Annotated in this window: 15 protein-coding genes; 12 read left to right on the top strand and 3 right to left on the bottom strand. The window is 38.5% G+C overall.

Annotated elements, in window-relative coordinates; translation table 11 throughout:
- The first annotated feature begins 39 nt into the window (after nucleotides 1–39).
- The 7 genes from FC84_RS06980 to galU all read left to right on the top strand — a co-directional run bounded on the left by FC84_RS06980 (nucleotide 40) and on the right by galU (nucleotide 7,260).
- Nucleotides 40–582, top strand: a complete 543-nt coding sequence (locus FC84_RS06980) for a TVP38/TMEM64 family protein (RefSeq protein ID WP_083479581.1) — start codon at nucleotides 40–42, stop codon at nucleotides 580–582.
- Between the two features lie 294 nt (nucleotides 583–876).
- Nucleotides 877–1,824 carry an HPr(Ser) kinase/phosphatase gene (hprK, locus tag FC84_RS06975; protein WP_057757186.1) on the top strand — a complete coding sequence of 316 codons (948 nt, stop codon included), beginning with the start codon at nucleotides 877–879 and terminating at the stop codon, nucleotides 1,822–1,824.
- Entirely contained in the window at nucleotides 1,821–2,666 is an 846-nt protein-coding gene (gene lgt / locus FC84_RS06970; protein WP_057757185.1) for a prolipoprotein diacylglyceryl transferase, read from the top strand. The genes hprK and lgt overlap by 4 nt, the downstream gene beginning before the upstream one ends.
- A gap of 55 nt (nucleotides 2,667–2,721) precedes the next feature.
- The gene (locus tag FC84_RS06965; RefSeq protein WP_057757183.1) at nucleotides 2,722–3,744 is read left to right on the top strand and encodes an NAD(P)H-dependent glycerol-3-phosphate dehydrogenase; all 1,023 of its coding nucleotides are present in this window, start codon (nucleotides 2,722–2,724) and stop codon (nucleotides 3,742–3,744) included.
- A gap of 76 nt (nucleotides 3,745–3,820) precedes the next feature.
- The gene (gene trxB / locus FC84_RS06960) at nucleotides 3,821–4,771 is read left to right on the top strand and encodes a thioredoxin-disulfide reductase (RefSeq protein WP_057757181.1); all 951 of its coding nucleotides are present in this window, start codon (nucleotides 3,821–3,823) and stop codon (nucleotides 4,769–4,771) included.
- A gap of 441 nt (nucleotides 4,772–5,212) precedes the next feature.
- Nucleotides 5,213–6,166, top strand: a complete 954-nt coding sequence (locus FC84_RS06955; RefSeq protein WP_057757178.1) for a YihY/virulence factor BrkB family protein — start codon at nucleotides 5,213–5,215, stop codon at nucleotides 6,164–6,166.
- A 173-nt stretch (nucleotides 6,167–6,339) separates the two neighbouring features.
- On the top strand, nucleotides 6,340–7,260 hold the full coding sequence (galU, locus tag FC84_RS06950; protein WP_057757176.1) for a UTP--glucose-1-phosphate uridylyltransferase GalU: 921 nt from the start codon (nucleotides 6,340–6,342) through the stop codon (nucleotides 7,258–7,260).
- Between the two features lie 183 nt (nucleotides 7,261–7,443).
- Here the strand turns inward: galU and FC84_RS06945 are convergent, their stop codons facing one another.
- On the bottom strand, nucleotides 7,444–7,866 hold the full coding sequence (locus FC84_RS06945; RefSeq protein ID WP_057757174.1) for a cupin domain-containing protein: 423 nt from the start codon (nucleotides 7,864–7,866) through the stop codon (nucleotides 7,444–7,446).
- Between the two features lie 179 nt (nucleotides 7,867–8,045).
- On the opposite strand from FC84_RS06945, the gene FC84_RS06940 reads away from it, so the two are divergent.
- Both FC84_RS06940 and FC84_RS06935 read left to right on the top strand, forming a co-directional pair.
- Nucleotides 8,046–8,519: a GNAT family N-acetyltransferase gene (locus FC84_RS06940; RefSeq protein WP_057757172.1), complete on the top strand. Its 474-nt coding sequence runs from the start codon at nucleotides 8,046–8,048 to the stop codon at nucleotides 8,517–8,519.
- A 43-nt stretch (nucleotides 8,520–8,562) separates the two neighbouring features.
- Nucleotides 8,563–9,435: an alpha/beta hydrolase gene (locus FC84_RS06935; RefSeq protein ID WP_057757170.1), complete on the top strand. Its 873-nt coding sequence runs from the start codon at nucleotides 8,563–8,565 to the stop codon at nucleotides 9,433–9,435.
- Between the two features lie 85 nt (nucleotides 9,436–9,520).
- Here FC84_RS06935 and FC84_RS09095 read toward each other — a convergent pair whose 3' ends face one another.
- Complete coding sequence (locus FC84_RS09095) at nucleotides 9,521–10,090, bottom strand: DMT family transporter (RefSeq protein WP_225733071.1); 570 nt, start codon at nucleotides 10,088–10,090, stop codon at nucleotides 9,521–9,523.
- Nucleotides 10,087–10,407: an EamA family transporter gene (locus FC84_RS09090; RefSeq protein ID WP_225733072.1), complete on the bottom strand. Its 321-nt coding sequence runs from the start codon at nucleotides 10,405–10,407 to the stop codon at nucleotides 10,087–10,089. The genes FC84_RS09095 and FC84_RS09090 overlap by 4 nt, the downstream gene beginning before the upstream one ends.
- Before the next feature lie 265 nt (nucleotides 10,408–10,672).
- On the opposite strand from FC84_RS09090, the gene FC84_RS06925 reads away from it, so the two are divergent.
- The 3 genes from FC84_RS06925 (at nucleotide 10,673) to nrdG (ending at nucleotide 15,911) form a co-directional block, all read left to right on the top strand.
- Nucleotides 10,673–12,808 (top strand): heavy metal translocating P-type ATPase, encoded by a 2,136-nt coding sequence (locus tag FC84_RS06925; RefSeq protein ID WP_404804614.1) that lies wholly within the window; start codon nucleotides 10,673–10,675, stop codon nucleotides 12,806–12,808.
- A gap of 254 nt (nucleotides 12,809–13,062) precedes the next feature.
- On the top strand, nucleotides 13,063–15,294 hold the full coding sequence (gene nrdD / locus FC84_RS06920; RefSeq protein ID WP_057757168.1) for an anaerobic ribonucleoside-triphosphate reductase: 2,232 nt from the start codon (nucleotides 13,063–13,065) through the stop codon (nucleotides 15,292–15,294).
- Nucleotides 15,295–15,326: 32 nt separating this feature from the next.
- Nucleotides 15,327–15,911 (top strand): anaerobic ribonucleoside-triphosphate reductase activating protein, encoded by a 585-nt coding sequence (gene nrdG, locus FC84_RS06915; RefSeq protein WP_057757166.1) that lies wholly within the window; start codon nucleotides 15,327–15,329, stop codon nucleotides 15,909–15,911.
- The last annotated feature ends 174 nt before the right edge of the window (nucleotides 15,912–16,085 follow it).

The following is a 16,085-nucleotide window of genomic DNA, read 5'->3' as shown; positions in this document are numbered from 1 at the left end:
AGTAGACGACTTATTAATATTTCATCACTTTTGTCCCTGATGGCAATTATCGGGTTAACTATTTATTGGTGGCATTTAGGACTTTTTAGTAATCAGGTGGTCCTGCAGAGTTATTTAGGCCAACGTCGCTTGATTGGACCACTGATTTTCATCGGTATCCAAATTGTTCAAGTGGTTATTCCCATTATTCCCGGCGGTATTAGTACTGCGGTAGGTGTGATTTTATTCGGACCACTTTGGGGATTTGTTTATAATTATGTTGGGATTGTCGTTGGTTCGTTTATTAATTTCTTTTTAGCACGTCACTATGGTAAGGATTTTATCCTCCACGTTGTGCCTCAGAAAGTTTACGATCGTTACATTGGCAAAACCAAAAATCAAACCGCATTTGATTGGTTCTTTGCAGCAGCCATTTTCTTTCCCGTTGCTCCTGATGATGTTTTAGTTTTAATTGCGGGCTTAACCAAAATGTCTTGGCAAAAGTTCAGTGCTATTATCATCTTCTTAAAGCCATTTACCATAGCTGCTTATAGTTTCATGCTAGTCTATGGTAGTAATTGGTTGTTACAATTCATTAAGTAAAATAAACGTTAAAAGCGCTAGGAAAAATTTTCCTAGCGCTTTTTGATTTTAGACGGTGAAATTCTTAACTACTGCTCATTAAGGTAAGAAATATGATGATGGTTCGTCGTTCTGGAACAAAGTTGCACATAAAAATCGCGGTCAAACAGGTATTTCTCAACGGGTCTAATGAAGTGGTCTCTCCTAATCTTAAGATCAAATTCTGCACGCGTACGGCATTTATCAGTTAACAATGAAATAATCACTTATTAATGGTAAAATTAACCATAAATGCGTTAATTTTGGAGGCAAATGATGGCTGAAGGGATTTTGATTAAGCAACTTGTTAATGATTTAAAATTAAACGTTTTATCTGGTAGTGAGTTTTTAAGTAAAAAGAAAGTCACCACTAGTGATTTGTCACGTCCAGACTTTGAAATGACTGGTTATTTTTCTTATTATCCACAAAAACGGCTGCAGCTTTTTGGCTTGACTGAAACAGCCTTCGCAAAAGGAATGACAAGTCAGGAACGCTCAATTGTTATTCGACGGATGTGTCAAGAAGACACGCCGGCTTTTGTGATTAGTACTGGCTTAATACCGCCGGTTGAATTAATTACTGAGGCTAGTCGGGCAGGTATTCCGGTTTTAGGATCCGATTTATTAACGACGCGGCTAACCAGTGTGTTAACGGATTATTTACATTCTCAACTAGCTGAACGTCGTAGTATGCATGGCGTTTTAGTTGATGTTTATGGTCTAGGTGTTTTAATTACTGGTGATTCAGGTGTTGGTAAGAGTGAAACTGCCCTTGAATTGATCAAACGTGGTCACCGATTAATTGCTGATGATCGCGTTGATGTTTACCAACGTGATGAAAGTACAATTGTTGGTCAAGCACCAAAGATTTTAAAACATTTGATGGAAATTCGCGGTATTGGCATTATTGATGTTATGAATTTATTTGGTGCTGGTGCTGTTCGTGAGCACACAACAATTTCGTTGATTGTTAATTTGGAAAATTGGCGCGCTGATCAAAATTACGATCGTTTAGGTAGCGAGGAGGATACGCAACAGATTTTTGATGTCCCAGTACCTAAAGTAACGATTCCCGTTAAAGTCGGTCGTAATTTAGCAATTATCATTGAGGTTGCGGCAATGAATTTCCGTGCTAAATCGATGGGTTATGATGCTACGAAAGTTTTTGAACAAAATTTAAGTAGCTTAATTAAAGAAAATTCTGATGAGGATGAGAATAAATGAACGCGATTTTAATGGCACTAAATCCAATTGCGTTCTCACTAGGGGCTTTGCACGTTCGTTGGTATGGTATTATTATTACCACTGGTGTTGTAATCGCCGTGATTTTGAGTATGCGTGAGGCGCGCCGCCGGTCAATTAATCCTGACGATGTGATCGATCTACTGTTTTGGATGTTGCCGATTGGTTTGATTGGTGCCCGTCTGTATTATGTGATTTTTGAATGGCAATATTATGCGGCTAATCCTGGTGATATTATTAAGATTTGGAACGGTGGCTTAGCTATTTATGGCGGTTTAATTGCGGCAATTATTGTATTGTTAATTTTTTGCCGTTATCGAAAAATTCCAACTTGGTTGTTACTGGATGTTGTGGCACCAACTGTTATTTTGGCGCAAGCAATTGGCCGTTGGGGTAACTTTATGAATCAAGAAGCTTATGGTGCCAAAACCACTTTAAGCTTTCTCCAATCGCTGCATTTGCCAAATTTCATCATTCAACAAATGCATATTGCCGGAGCTTATCGCCAACCAACTTTCTTGTACGAATCTGTCTGGAGTTTAATTGGTTTCATCTTATTAATGAGTTTGCGCCACCGACACCATTTGTTTAAACAAGGTGAGATTTTCCTAGCTTATATTATTTGGTATTCCTTTGGGCGGGCGATCATTGAAGGGATGCGAACGGATAGTTTATACTTATTTGCTAATATTCGTGTGTCGCAATTATTGTCGGCAATTTTATTTGTTGGCGCAATTGTAACAGTTTTAATGCGGCGCTACTATGATCCGTTGTTGAAATGGTATCTTGATGGTAGTGGTAAACCGATTCCTGTTGATCAATAAAGTTCAACCCGAATTAAAGATCAGTTTGATCATTCATATTTAAGGAGTGTCTAATTTGACAAAAATTGCAGTTTTAGGTGCCGGTTCTTGGGGTACCGTTTTAGCAGATTTATTAGTAAATAATGGTCATCAAGTTGATCTTTGGGGCAACAGTGCTGAAATGGCTGCTGAAATTAATGAGCAACATACGAATCGTCATTATTTACCCGAATTTCAGATTAACCCAGCAGTTCATGCAACGCTGGACTTAAAAGAAACGTTAACAGATGCAGAAGCAGTCCTTTTTGTATTACCAACTGCTGCTATTCGGCCAGTTGCTCAACAATTGGTGCCAGTATTAGCAGAACTTAAAACGCAACCAATCTTAATTAGTGCAACTAAGGGATTGGAATTAGAAAGTCATGATCGTATTTCCCAAATCATGGCCGATGTCTTTCCTAAAGAAATTGCTGATGGTTTGGTTATTTTCTCTGGTCCAAGTCATGCCGAAAATGTCGCAACGCATGATTTAACTTCTTTAACCGTTGCATCACAAAAGATGGCTAATGCCCGTTGGGTCCAAAAGATTTTCATGAATAATTATTTCCGCCTTTATACTAATGACGATATGTTAGGTGTTGAATTAGGTGGCGCTTTGAAGAATGTCATTGCGATTGGTGCCGGCATGCTTCATGGCTTAGGCTATGGCGACAATGCTAAAGCTGCTTTAATGACTCGCGGATTGGCTGAAATTAGTCGCTTAGGTGTTAAAATGGGGGCGAACCCATTAACTTTTATGGGGCTTTCTGGTATCGGCGATTTAATTGTAACTTGTACTAGTGTTAACTCACGTAATTGGCGTTGTGGTAATGCATTAGGCGAAGGCCAACCGTTAGCTGAAGTCTTAGCAAATATGGGCATGGTTGTTGAAGGTGTTGGTACTGCCGAAGCAGTCCATGAACTTAGTCAACAAATGGCTGTCGAAATGCCAATTTCTGAAGCTATTTATCAAGTTCTTTATGAAGAAGCTGATCTACGTGCAGAAATCACGAAATTAATGCACCGTGATGCTCGTAATGAAGCAGAATTCGAAAATTAATCGACAAACAAACTATTAGACTTTTTGCGCGAAGTACGATAGTCTATAACTTATTAATAGTAAGGAGGATTTGCGCATGACAAAAAAATATGATGTCATTGTAATTGGCGCTGGTCCTGGTGGTATGACTGCAGCACTCTATGCTTCCAGATCCAACTTATCTGTTTTGATGCTGGACCGGGGAATTTACGGTGGGCAAATGAACAATACTGCTGAAATTGAAAATTATCCTGGATTTAAATCAATTCTAGGACCAGAGTTAAGTGAACAAATGTATGCTTCTTCAATCCAATTTGGCGCTCAATTTGCCTATGGTACAGTTAGCGATGTTGAAGATCATGGTGATTACAAGACAGTTAAAACCGATGATGGCGACTATGATTCAAAAGCTATTGTGATTGCAACTGGTGCCGAGCACAAACATTTAAATGTTCCTGGAGAAGATCAATATTCAGGTATGGGTGTTTCTTACTGTGCGGTCTGCGATGGGGCTTTCTTTAAGAATCGCGAAGTTGCAGTTATTGGTGGCGGTGATTCAGCCGTTGAAGAGGGACTTTATTTAGCCCAGTTAGCTAGCAAAGTTACCATCGTTCATCGTCGGGATCAATTGCGGGCACAAAAAATCTTACAACGTCGTGCTTTTGCTAACGATAAAATCGACTTTGTTTGGAATGCTCAAGTCGAAGAAATTGTCGGCGATGGCCAAAAAATTGAGAATGTAAAATATCGCGATAAAGTAACTGGTGAAGAAAAATTATTGCCAGCTTCTGGTGTCTTCATTTATGTTGGGATTGAACCAATGACGGACGCTTTTAAGAATTTGGGCGTTTTGAATGATGCTGGTTGGATCGAGACGAACGAAGAAACACATACTAAAGTTCCTGGCGTCTTTGCTGTTGGGGATGTTCGTGAGAAACACTTGCGCCAAATCGCTAATGCCGTCGGTGAAGGTGGATTAGCAGGTCAGGCTGTTTTTGAATATCTGCAAGAATTAGGCGATAAGACTGAAACTGCTACAACCAAATAATTATTGAAAGACCACTACAATTTCGTAGCGGTCTTTTTTTGTGGCTTATTGGGCATGGACGAATCTAACTTATTATGCTGTGTGGTTCTTCATGCTTCCAGGAAATACGCTGGTGGAGCGCTGCGAGTTTGATTTGAGTCAAATAAAAATCAATTTGTTTCAAATACAAACTTTATTGTAAGTGGCCCAGCCACTAACAATAAAGCCGCGGCTGACCGCGATTTCCTTTCAGCATTGTCAAAAGAGATCTGTCTTGAAGATAATCAGAGATTACACTTTAAGTAGTGTCCACCACGTTCCATGCGCAATTTTCCAGAAGCACAAAGGACCACGACATAAAATCGATTTATTAAATGGTTTATTCATACGGATTTCGTACTTTCATTGCCCGCAACTCATTACTTTTGTATACTAGTTAATGACTGAAGGGGTGGTGAGAAAATGGATCATGACGATGTGATAGCTGTATCTGAGGAACAACCATTATTTAGACAAAAGATTCCTTGGTATAAAAAAATATTTATCTTTATTCGTCGCATTGTTGAGCGAACAATCTCGTGTAATGTGAGCAACGCTGCTAAGGTGATTACTTATTACTGGTTATTGTCATTTTTCCCGATTATCATTTTTGTGGGTAACGTGATTCCTTTTCTTCACCTGGATGCGGCAGTGATTATGTCCTATTTAGAAATGGCTTTCCCGGGGCAAATTATGCCGTTAATTCGGCCCATTGTTTCATCGCTGTTACATAAAAGTAGCGGTGGTTTATTGTCTTTTGGTGTGATCGCAACTTTGTGGGCAGGCAGTCGGGGCACTAACGCCATGCGTAATAGTATGAATGATGCTTATCAAATTGATAGTTCTAATATTTATAGTGATATTCCAATTCAAAATGCGGCAGTGCGGCGAATTTTTTCGTTTATTATGACGTTCTTTTTCATTGTCGCATTATTGGCAATTGTGGTGGTCTTTACGTTTGGCCAACAGTTTTTAGAATGGCTAATTCCTACTTTTGACTTGTCTGACACCATTTTAGATGTGTTTTTAACTTGGAAGTGGCCAGTTATTGTTAGTGTGATTGTTTTGGTTATTATGTTTTTACAATATGTTTTACCATCGGCACGGTTGAAGTTCTGGACCATAGTTCCTGGTACTATTTTTACTTCGGGAACTTGGATTATTTTAACGCAAGGTTTCTCGTTATATGTTCGCTATTTTGCACGTTCATTTAATAGTTATGGCACGATTGGAACTTTAATTGTGGCCTTGTTGTGGCTCAATTTTGCGGCAACCCTTTTGATGATTGGTTCAGTAATTAACGCTGTGTTCAATGAGTCTTGGCATGGCCATGAATTGACGTTTAGCAGCCGCATTACTAAATTATTGAAACGATAATTTAACGTTATCATCAACCTTTATTAGTTTGATTGTTCGTGATATGTTAGTAACATAACAAGAGCACAATGGCACAAACGATTACTTTAGTATCTTGATTGACAGTTGTTTCTTGGGCTACAGTAACGATTTGTAATTTAATTAGATAAATGTGTTTGAGGAGGATTTTTTTGATGAAAGTTCGTAAAGCGGTAATTCCAGCGGCTGGTTTTGGGACACGTTTCTTACCAGCAACTAAAGCAATGGCTAAGGAAATGATTCCAATTGTCGATAAACCAACGATTCAATTTATCGTTGAAGAGGCTAAGGCTTCTGGTATTGAGGATATCTTGATTGTCATTGGTCGTGGCAAGCGTTCAATTGAGGATTATTTTGATTCCGCACCTGAATTGGAAGAAGATTTACGCTCAAAAGGTAAGAATGAAATGTTGAAAATGGTTCAAGAAACAACTGAACTGGGTATCAATATTTATTACACTCGTCAAGCACATCCACTTGGTTTAGGCGATGCTGTATTACAAGCTAAATCTTTCGTTGCTAACGAACCATTCGTTGTGATGTTAGGCGATGACTTGATGAAAGATAAAGTGCCATTGACTAAACAATTAATTAACGATTATGAAACAACTCATGCTTCAACATTGGCTGTTATGCAAGTGCCAAGGGATGAAGTTTCTGCCTATGGTGTTATTGATCCTGAAGGCGAAGCTGAACCAGGACTATATAACGTCCGCACTTTCGTTGAAAAGCCAGCGGTTGATAAAGCACCAAGTAACTTAGCGATTATTGGCCGTTATTTGCTAACCCCTGAAATTTTTGAAATTCTCGAAAATCAAAAACCTGGTGCTGGTAACGAAATTCAATTAACTGATGCGATTGATACGATGAATAAGACGCAACGTGTCTTTGCCCGCGATTTTGAAGGTGAACGTTTTGATGTTGGCGACAAGTTTGGTTATGTTAAAACAAGTATCAACTATGGTTTACAACATCCACAAATCAAAGACAATTTACGCGATTTAATTATTAATTTAGGGCATCAACTTGAAGCAGAAAATAAAACTGCTGCATCAAAGAAAAACGATAAAAAATAATCATTTAAAAAAGTTCGTGGTTGGTTAACTACCAATCACGAACTTTTTGTTTAAAATCATGTGGCGCAACAAAATAAAAAGCACGTTAACAATAATTGTGGTTACTATCAATGTTTGGGGAACACTGATAGTAGCAATTAAAAATTAACATGCTTTTTGGCAATTATTCATCTGTTTATGAATCTATTGTTCATTAGGATCGTTGCGGGCGTCATCATGAGTTTGATGAACAGTACCATCGAGGTGATCAGGCTCTGCATAAATGGTATAAAGTTTAAGACTTTCTGTACCGGTATTAGTGACATTATGCCAAACATTCGCCGGAACAAAAATAGCATCATTTTTGCTTACGGGTTGTTCAATTGTCAGTGCATCTTCTGATTGCCCCATTTGACAGAGACCTTGACCAGAAACAATATGCAAGAATTGATCAACACCAACGTGAATTTCCAAGCCAATGTCATCACCAGGAACAATTGTCATTAAAACAACCTGTAATTTGACACCGGTCCAAATGGTTGTCCGATAATTTTCATTGGCTAGTGTCATTTCTTCGATGTTTTCGATGAATGGCTTACCGCCACGATCTGAAAAATCAAAAGCCATCTAACCCCTCCTTTTTAATAAAACGCTTACTTAACAAATTAATTATAACGAGTTCAAGAACACCAACCAAGATAAATGCTTGTTAGTCCTGTTTAAACTAAAATTATCATCGTTGCTAAGCGCGCCGTGGTAAAATAACGTTTAAGTAAAGCAATATTATTGCAGTAAGTTGGGTTGCTATGAAAATTAATACAAAACGTTGTCAGATTCGTGAATTCCGTGCGAAAGATCTTGTTCCTTTTATGGCTTACCATAACGACTTAGATTGGATGAAATATCAAGGTTTCAAAGGCTTAACATTAGCGGCATACCAGCAGGCACTATTAGAAGCAAATGATGACTTAATTCAAGGTAAACAGTTAGCCGTTGTTGATTTAGATGATCAAAAATTAATTGGTGATCTGTATATTCGTCAAGAAGGAGACGTGTTTCACTTAGGTTATACCATTGCGCCGCAATTTGCCCGCCAAGGTTATGCTACTGAAGCTGTTATTGCTCTAATAGATTGGTTAGCAGTTTATCAAGGTGCACGCGTGATAAGAGCAGAGGTTGCTCTGGGCAATCTTAATTCAGAACGTCTATTAATTAAATTAGGCTTTCAATATCTGACGACAACTGACCAAATAAAATCTTATGAGTTACACTTAAGGTAAGATGAGTATTATTTTTATGAGAACTTTTAAGAAGGAATTAATAATGAAAAAAATTTGGCAATTAATCTTAATGTTTTTGGCAGTCGTTAGCTTAGCTGCTTGTGGTCGTCAAACTAAGTCAACGGCTGATTCAGCTTCAAAAACAACAACCAATAAAAAAGTAGCCGCACCATATTTACAAACCACCATGCCAACTTTTTATGTTCATGGCTATCAAGGAAGTGCCCATTCAACTGATACGCTGATTAATCGCGCAGTGAAACAAGCTGATGCGCATAAAGTTTTAGTTGCAACGGTGGCCAATGATGGCACGGTGAGCTACACCGGAACTTGGCGAAAGGGGACCGTTAACCCGATTGTTCAAGTTGTTTTTGCAAATAACGTGGCGCCTTATGCCAGTCAATCAATCTGGTTAATGACGGTTATCAGTGAGTTAGCAAATCAACATCACTTTAAACATTATAACGTTGTGGCCCACTCGGCGGGCAATGTTGCCACCGTTAATATGCTGATGACAGCTGTGCAACCAACTAATTTCCCGCAGATTCAAAAATTTGTTTCGTTAGCAGGCTGTTATAATGGTGTTATCACTGAAGATGATGTCGCCAATCAGAATTATTTCTTAAAGAGTGGTGAGCCAGCATTAAAGCATAGCGTTTACCAAATGCTCGATGCAAAAAGACAAAATTTCCCTAATCACATCTCGATTTTAAATATTATGGGCGATTTAAAAGATGGCTCGCATTCCGATGAGTTAGTTAGTGAGGTTTCGGCGCGGTCCTTGAAATATTTAATCCGTGGTCATCAGACTAATTATCAAGAAAAACTTTTCTATGGTCGTCATGCGCAACATAGTAAATTGCACGAAAATAAAGAAGTTGCGACAACGATCAATCAATATCTCTGGGGTAAATAATTGTATAAAAAGGACAGGATGATTATCCTGTCCTTTTTTCATAACGTTTAATTTGGTTACTTGGTCTTTTTGAAATTCAAGGAAGCTAGTTCGTTTTGGTTTGTTGTTCAGCAGGTGCTTTTTTAACTAGTAGATTAGGAATATTGGTTGTGATGATGACCACGGCAAGGATAATAATTGCACCGCCAATGAAATCCATTAGTTGCAGATGTGTATGAACTAATAAAACAGCAAAGAAAGTAGCTGACAGAGGCTCAAAAGCATCTAGTAAAGTGGCTGTTGTTGGTAAAATATATAGCAAACTTGTTGAATAAAGAAGAAAGGCAATGACAGTCCCCACTAAAATCGTAATCAATAACAAACCTAAATCGATTGGTGTGAGTGTTACTTTTTGCTGCCAAAGGGGTTGATAAAGATTTAAGGTGCCACCGGCAATTAACATGCCCCAACCAGTAACGCTTAAAGCACCGTATTCAGGGATAATTTCACGGGGAATAATCGCGTTAGCAGCTACGCCAATTGCAGAGAGGAAGCCCCAGAAAATAACGGTCGGAGCAACAGCTAGTTGATTTAGATGGCCATGAGTCACAATTGAAAGCGTTCCTAAAAAAGCGATGACTAAACCAGCTGTTTCAGTGACAGTTGGTTTTGTCATTTAAAATTTAAATAGTACAGAGTAATCACGAACGGTCCTAAGAATTGTAAGATGGTTGCAATTGGTGCGTTGCCATATTCAACAGTTTTAAAATAGCAAAATTGAACAGGAACTAAACCAAGAAAAGCATAAGCAACTAATTTTACAAGTGCAAAGCGATCATGCCAAACTTTAAAGGGATGCTCTCCACGCACTTGACAAAGAACCAACATAATAGCTGCGGCTAACATTCGCACTTGGCAAACCCATAAAGGCGTCATGGCATGGCCGGATTTAATTTGAACAACATACTGACAGTGACGCCAGAGAAACCCCACATAGTTGCTGCACAGCTGGCCGGAATTGCGCCGAAAATAAAATGTTTTTTTGAAATGAATGGCATGCCCTTACCCCAAATAATTTTTACTAATCTGTAGTGTAGACAATTATTTAAGAAAAAGAAATAGCGGTTGTCCCTGAATTGGAAATAAATAACTTGACATAATAAATTTACAAGTGTAAACTTTATTTATTCAATAGATTACAGATGTAAATTTAATAATTGTTTTTTGAATTGAATTAAGTAATGGGGAGGAATTAACCATGACGGATAATAAGAATGCTAAGCAAACGACTGATCATCAAATGCATGATCATCATGAAATGAAGATGGACCAAGAACAGATGAATATGGCGTCTGAGTCAATGCATGATATGTCCCATCATGATATGAGCAACATGGACATGCATCATATGGATATGGACATGGGCGGTGGTCATATGATGCATATGGGTAATTTAAAACAGAAATTCTGGGTGTCCTTAATTTTAATGATTCCAATTTTAATTTTTGCGCCAGTGATGGGTATTATGATGCCATTTACGATTATGTTTCCCGGTTCTGAGTGGATTGTACTGATTGCCGCAACCATAATTTTCTTCTATGGTGGTCGGCCGTTCTTCTCAGGAGCCAAAGCTGAATTGCAACAACGTAAACCAGCAATGATGACGTTAATTGCTTTAGGGACTGGAGTCGCTTATTTTTACAGTATTTATGCCTTTGTGGTTAATAACTTTACACATAGTGCGCACGTGATGGATTTCTTTTCTGAGCTAGCAACATTAGTAGTGATTATGTTGTTAGGGCACTGGATTGAAATGAACGCGATTATGAGCGCCGGTAATGCCGTGGAAAAGATGGCCCAGTTGCTGCCTGGTGAAGCACATGTTCAATTAGCCAGTGGTCAAATTATTGATAAAAAATTGACAGAGGTTAAAGTTGATGACATTGTTATTGTCCGTGCAGGTGAGTCTATTCCGGCTGATGGGAAGATTCTAAGCGGTACTAGTGATGTTAATGAATCATTAGTGACTGGTGAATCCAAGGCTGTTAAGAAAGATGTTGGTGCTAGTGTTATCGGTGGTTCTGTTAATGGTGATGGTTCCTTAACTGTTAAAGTTACCGGAACAGGCGAAAGTGGCTATTTGTCACAAGTTATGCAGTTAGTGAAGAAGGCTCAACAAGATAAGTCCAAGACGGAAACGTTGGCCGACAAAGTAGCTGGTTGGTTATTTTATGCAGCCTTAATATTTGGTGTTTTAGCTTTTATTTTATGGGGAATTAATGCAGATATTGCAACGGGATTATCACGCATGGTGGCGGTGTTAGTCATTGCTTGTCCGCATGCTTTAGGCCTGGCCATTCCGTTAGTTGTTGCACGTAGCACATCAATCGCTGCTGCTAACGGTTTACTAATTCAACAACGTGATGCAATGGAAAAAGCACCCGCGATTACTCATGTTTTATTGGATAAGACAGGTACATTAACCGAGGGCAAGTTTACAGTTAACACAATTAAAAGTTTGACCCCTGATTTAACGGATCATCAAGCTTTAGCGTTAATGGCTAGCTTGGAGCAACATAGTAGCCATCCGATTGCTACCGGTGTCCTAAATGCAGCTAAGGCAGCGCAGTTAACTCTTGAAGAGGCTGCTGATGTCGAAACTATTAAAGGCGTGGGCTTGAGTGGGTCGATTGCCAATCAAACTTATCAGATTGTGACAGCGGCTTATTTGCAAAAACAGCGGATTAATTTTGACCAAGCTCAATATGATCAACTGGCTGCCCAAGGTAATAGTATTAGTTACTTGATTTCTGAACAAAAGCCGCTGGCCGTCCTAGCAGTAGGTGATCAAATCAAACCTGATGCAGCGAAATTCATTAGCGACTTAAAAGCGATGGCGATTACGCCAGTGATGTTAACTGGTGATAATCAACAGACAGCCCAAAAAGTGGCGCAAGTCTTAGGTATTACTGAGTTTAAGGGGCAACTTTTACCAGAAGATAAGGAAAAAGTTGTTCGCGAATATCAAAGTCAAGGTAATCAAGTCATGATGGTTGGTGATGGGGTCAATGATGCGCCTGCTTTAGTTCGTGCTGATGTTGGTGTCGCCATTGGTGCCGGAACGGATGTGGCCATTGACTCCGCTGATGTGGTGTTAGTTCAAAGTGATCCCGCTGATGTGGTTAACTTCATTCGTTTAGCCAAAGCAGCCAAACGTAAAATGATTGAGAACCTTTGGTGGGGTGCCGGTTATAACGTGATTACGATCCCATTAGCGGCGGGCATCTTAGCACCAATTGGCATTATTGTTAATCCAGCAGTAGGTGCAGTAATCATGTCAATGTCAACGATTATTGTGGCGATTAATGCGATGACGTTAAAATTGAAGAAATAAACCAGCAGATTAACGAAAATAGCCAGTCAAAATCTAAAAAATATTTTTGTTAATAATTTGAATAAAATAGCGTAAATAATAAATGGCAAGATTCAGCATATCAACTGAATTTTGCTATTTTTTTAGCCCAAATATCTTGTATGTTATTCAATCTATCCACAGATTTATCCACAATATCTAGTTGCTGGCAACTTGTTATTTCAAGATATGGTGTGTATCATTAAAAACGAAGATTAAGATAAGAGGTTGTTGAGATGCAGGAATTGAAGACAAATATTGCAACAGAAACACTAAATATCAAAGTTATTAAGCGTGATGGACGCGTAATGAGCTTCGATCCCGACAAGATTGCACAAGCTATGCAAAAAGCTGCTGAAGCTGAAAATCACGAGCTTGAAGGCAAAACTCTAAATGATTTGCAAGCCGTCTTAGACGATGTCTTAGCTGAAATTAGCGACCGTTTCCCCGAAAACGTTAAAATTTATGAAATTCAAAATATTGTTGAGCATACTTTATTGGATCATCACTTATATCAAATCGCTAAAGATTACATTAATTATCGAACAGAACGTGATTTTGAGCGTAGTCAAGCAACGGATATTAATGTGACGATCCAAAAATTATTAGATCGTGATGCCACAGTTGTTAACGAAAATGCCAATAAGGATAGTCGTGTCTTCAACACGCAACGTGATTTAACTGCTGGAACAGTTTCTAAGGCAATTGGCTTAAAAATGTTGCCACCTAAAGTTGCTAATGCTCACTTAAAAGGTGACATTCATTGGCACGACTTAGATTACCAACCATTCAGTCCGATGACTAATTGTTGTTTAATCGATTTTAAAGAAATGCTTAGTCATGGTTTTAAAATTGGTAATGCAGATGTTGAATCACCACACTCTATTCAGACAGCCACGGCTCAAATGAGTCAAATTATTGCCAACGTTGCATCATCACAATATGGTGGTTGCTCAAGTGATCGAACGGATGAGCTGTTAGCCCCTTATGCAGAAATGAATTATCAAAAGCATATTAAAGATGCAGCGATGATTACGGATGATCAGGCTAAACAAGAAGCATTTGCTAAAGCCAAAACTAAAAAAGATATTTATGATGCTATGCAAGCTTTGGAATATGAAATCAATACCTTGTATTCATCAAACGGTCAAACACCATTTGTCACGATTGGTTTTGGTTTAGGGACTTCTTGGTATGAACGCGAAATCCAAAAAGCTATTTTAAATGTCCGTATTTTAGGTTTAGGTATTGAACATAGAACGGCGATTTTTCCTAAGCTAGTTTATTCAATTAAAGAAGGAACGAATCGTCAACCAAGTGATGTTAACTATGACATCAAGGAATTAGCTATCGAATGTGCAACTAAAAGAATGTATCCAGACATCATTAACTACGATCGTCTAAAAGCGATGACAGGTAGTTTTAAGGCACCAATGGGTTGTCGTAGTTTCTTACAAGGTTGGACAGATCCTGAGACTGGTGAAGAAGTTAATTCCGGCCGAATGAATTTAGGCGTTGTCACAATTAACTTACCAAGAATTGCCCTTGAATCCCGTGATAACAATGGTACTGGTGACAAAGATAAGTTCTGGCAATTATTTGAAAATCAATTGGATATTGCCCATGAAGCGTTACAGTATCGAATTAATCGGGTTAAAGAAGCTAGTCCTGATAATGCGCCTATTTTGTATGAATATGGTGCTTTTGGCAAGCGACTCAAGCCAACCGACAGTGTTGATGAATTATTTAAAAATGGTCGGGCTACCGTTTCCTTAGGCTATATTGGAATTTATGAAGTTTGTACCGTCTTTTACGGTCCAGAGTGGGAAAAGAATCCCGAGGCTAAACAATTCTCTGTCGAGGTCATTAAGAACCTTTATAACCATTGTAAAGATTGGGAAAAAGCAGAAGGTTATCATTATTCAGTCTACGCCACACCTGCTGAATCCCTAACCAATACTTTTTGTGCTGCTGATACGAAAAAATTCGGTAAGGTTAAAGATATTACGGATAAAGAGTATTACACGAATTCATTTCACTTGGATGTTCGTAAAGCTTGGACACCATTTGAAAAATTGAGTTTTGAATCTGACTATGAACCATACACAAGTGGTGGGTTTATTCATTATTGTGAATATCCAAATATCAAGCAAAATCCCAAAGCCTTAGAAGCCGTCTGGGATTATGCATATGATAAAATCTCTTATTTGGGTACAAATACGCCAATTGACCAATGTTTCAAGTGTGGTTATAAAGGCGAATTCGTTGCCACAGAGAAGGGCTTTAAGTGCCCACAATGTGGTAATAGTGATCCGGCACTTTGTGATGTGGTTAAACGAACTTGTGGTTATCTAGGTAATCCTAATCAACGGCCAATGGTTCATGGCCGTCATGAGGAAATCGTGCATCGTGTTAAACACATGAGCTTTAGCAATAATCAAGTTGCCAATCAAGATCGTAATGCCTAATTGTTATTTTGTTTGAGAAGGAAAGTGTACATTTGCCCGAAAAAGCTATTAAATTACCAAAAAATCCGCAGCCAGGTGAATGGCGCGCTGAAGATTTAAGTTTAAAATATATTGCTGACTATAAACCTTTTAACTTTGTTGATGGCGAAGGGGTTCGTTGTAGTCTATATGTTTCCGGTTGTCGTTTTGCCTGCCCGGGTTGTTATAACGCCGCTGCCCAGAATTTTCACTATGGCCAACTTTATACAGACGAATTACAAGCACAGATTTTGGATGATTTGGGTCAATCTTATGTCCAAGGGCTAACTTTACTTGGTGGCGAGCCATTTGTTAACACGCAAGTTTGTTTACAGTTAGTCGATGCGCTGCACGAACGCTTTGGCCACACTAAAGATATTTGGTCTTGGACTGGCTATACTTGGGATGAATTAATGCAAGAAACACCAGATAAGCTAGAATTATTAAGTAAAATTGATATTCTTGTGGATGGTCGTTTTTTACTTGCTAAAAAAGATTTAACTTTACAATTTCGTGGGAGTAGCAATCAACGCATTATCGATGTCCAAAAATCATTAACGCAAAATAAAGTGGTGCTTTGGGATAAATTAGTTAAATAAAAACATCAAAAAAGCGTATCTTCTGTTAAGGAAGATACGCTTTTTTGATATGTCGACAGTATTAGCTAACAGCACTTTTATTTTGTTGTTAAAAAAGTTTATAAAAAGCGAGTAAAATTACTTGCTTATAAAAAGTAAGTTAACTACAATAAAGTTATTAAGTTTTAGGAGGAA

This window comes from Lapidilactobacillus dextrinicus DSM 20335, from assembly GCF_001436095.1.
GTDB classification, from domain to species: Bacteria; Bacillota; Bacilli; order Lactobacillales; family Lactobacillaceae; genus Lapidilactobacillus; species Lapidilactobacillus dextrinicus.
Note: the sequence above shows the minus strand (reverse complement) of the source record. Positions and strands in the feature narration are given on the sequence as shown.

Excerpts from the sequence above, each read along its gene's own strand:
- FC84_RS06980 (WP_083479581.1), top strand. The coding sequence starts at position 40 with ATGGCAATTATCGGGTTAACTATTTATTGGTGGCATTTAGGACTTTTT.
- hprK (WP_057757186.1), top strand. The coding sequence starts at position 877 with ATGGCTGAAGGGATTTTGATTAAGCAACTTGTTAATGATTTAAAATTA.
- lgt (WP_057757185.1), top strand. The coding sequence starts at position 1,821 with ATGAACGCGATTTTAATGGCACTAAATCCAATTGCGTTCTCACTAGGG.
- trxB (WP_057757181.1), top strand. The coding sequence starts at position 3,821 with ATGACAAAAAAATATGATGTCATTGTAATTGGCGCTGGTCCTGGTGGT.
- FC84_RS06955 (WP_057757178.1), top strand. The coding sequence starts at position 5,213 with ATGGATCATGACGATGTGATAGCTGTATCTGAGGAACAACCATTATTT.
- galU (WP_057757176.1), top strand. The coding sequence starts at position 6,340 with ATGAAAGTTCGTAAAGCGGTAATTCCAGCGGCTGGTTTTGGGACACGT.
- FC84_RS06945 (WP_057757174.1), bottom strand. The coding sequence starts at position 7,866 with ATGGCTTTTGATTTTTCAGATCGTGGCGGTAAGCCATTCATCGAAAAC.
- FC84_RS06940 (WP_057757172.1), top strand. The coding sequence starts at position 8,046 with ATGAAAATTAATACAAAACGTTGTCAGATTCGTGAATTCCGTGCGAAA.
- FC84_RS06935 (WP_057757170.1), top strand. The coding sequence starts at position 8,563 with ATGAAAAAAATTTGGCAATTAATCTTAATGTTTTTGGCAGTCGTTAGC.
- FC84_RS09095 (WP_225733071.1), bottom strand. The coding sequence starts at position 10,090 with ATGACAAAACCAACTGTCACTGAAACAGCTGGTTTAGTCATCGCTTTT.
- FC84_RS06925 (WP_404804614.1), top strand. The coding sequence starts at position 10,673 with ATGACGGATAATAAGAATGCTAAGCAAACGACTGATCATCAAATGCAT.
- nrdD (WP_057757168.1), top strand. The coding sequence starts at position 13,063 with ATGCAGGAATTGAAGACAAATATTGCAACAGAAACACTAAATATCAAA.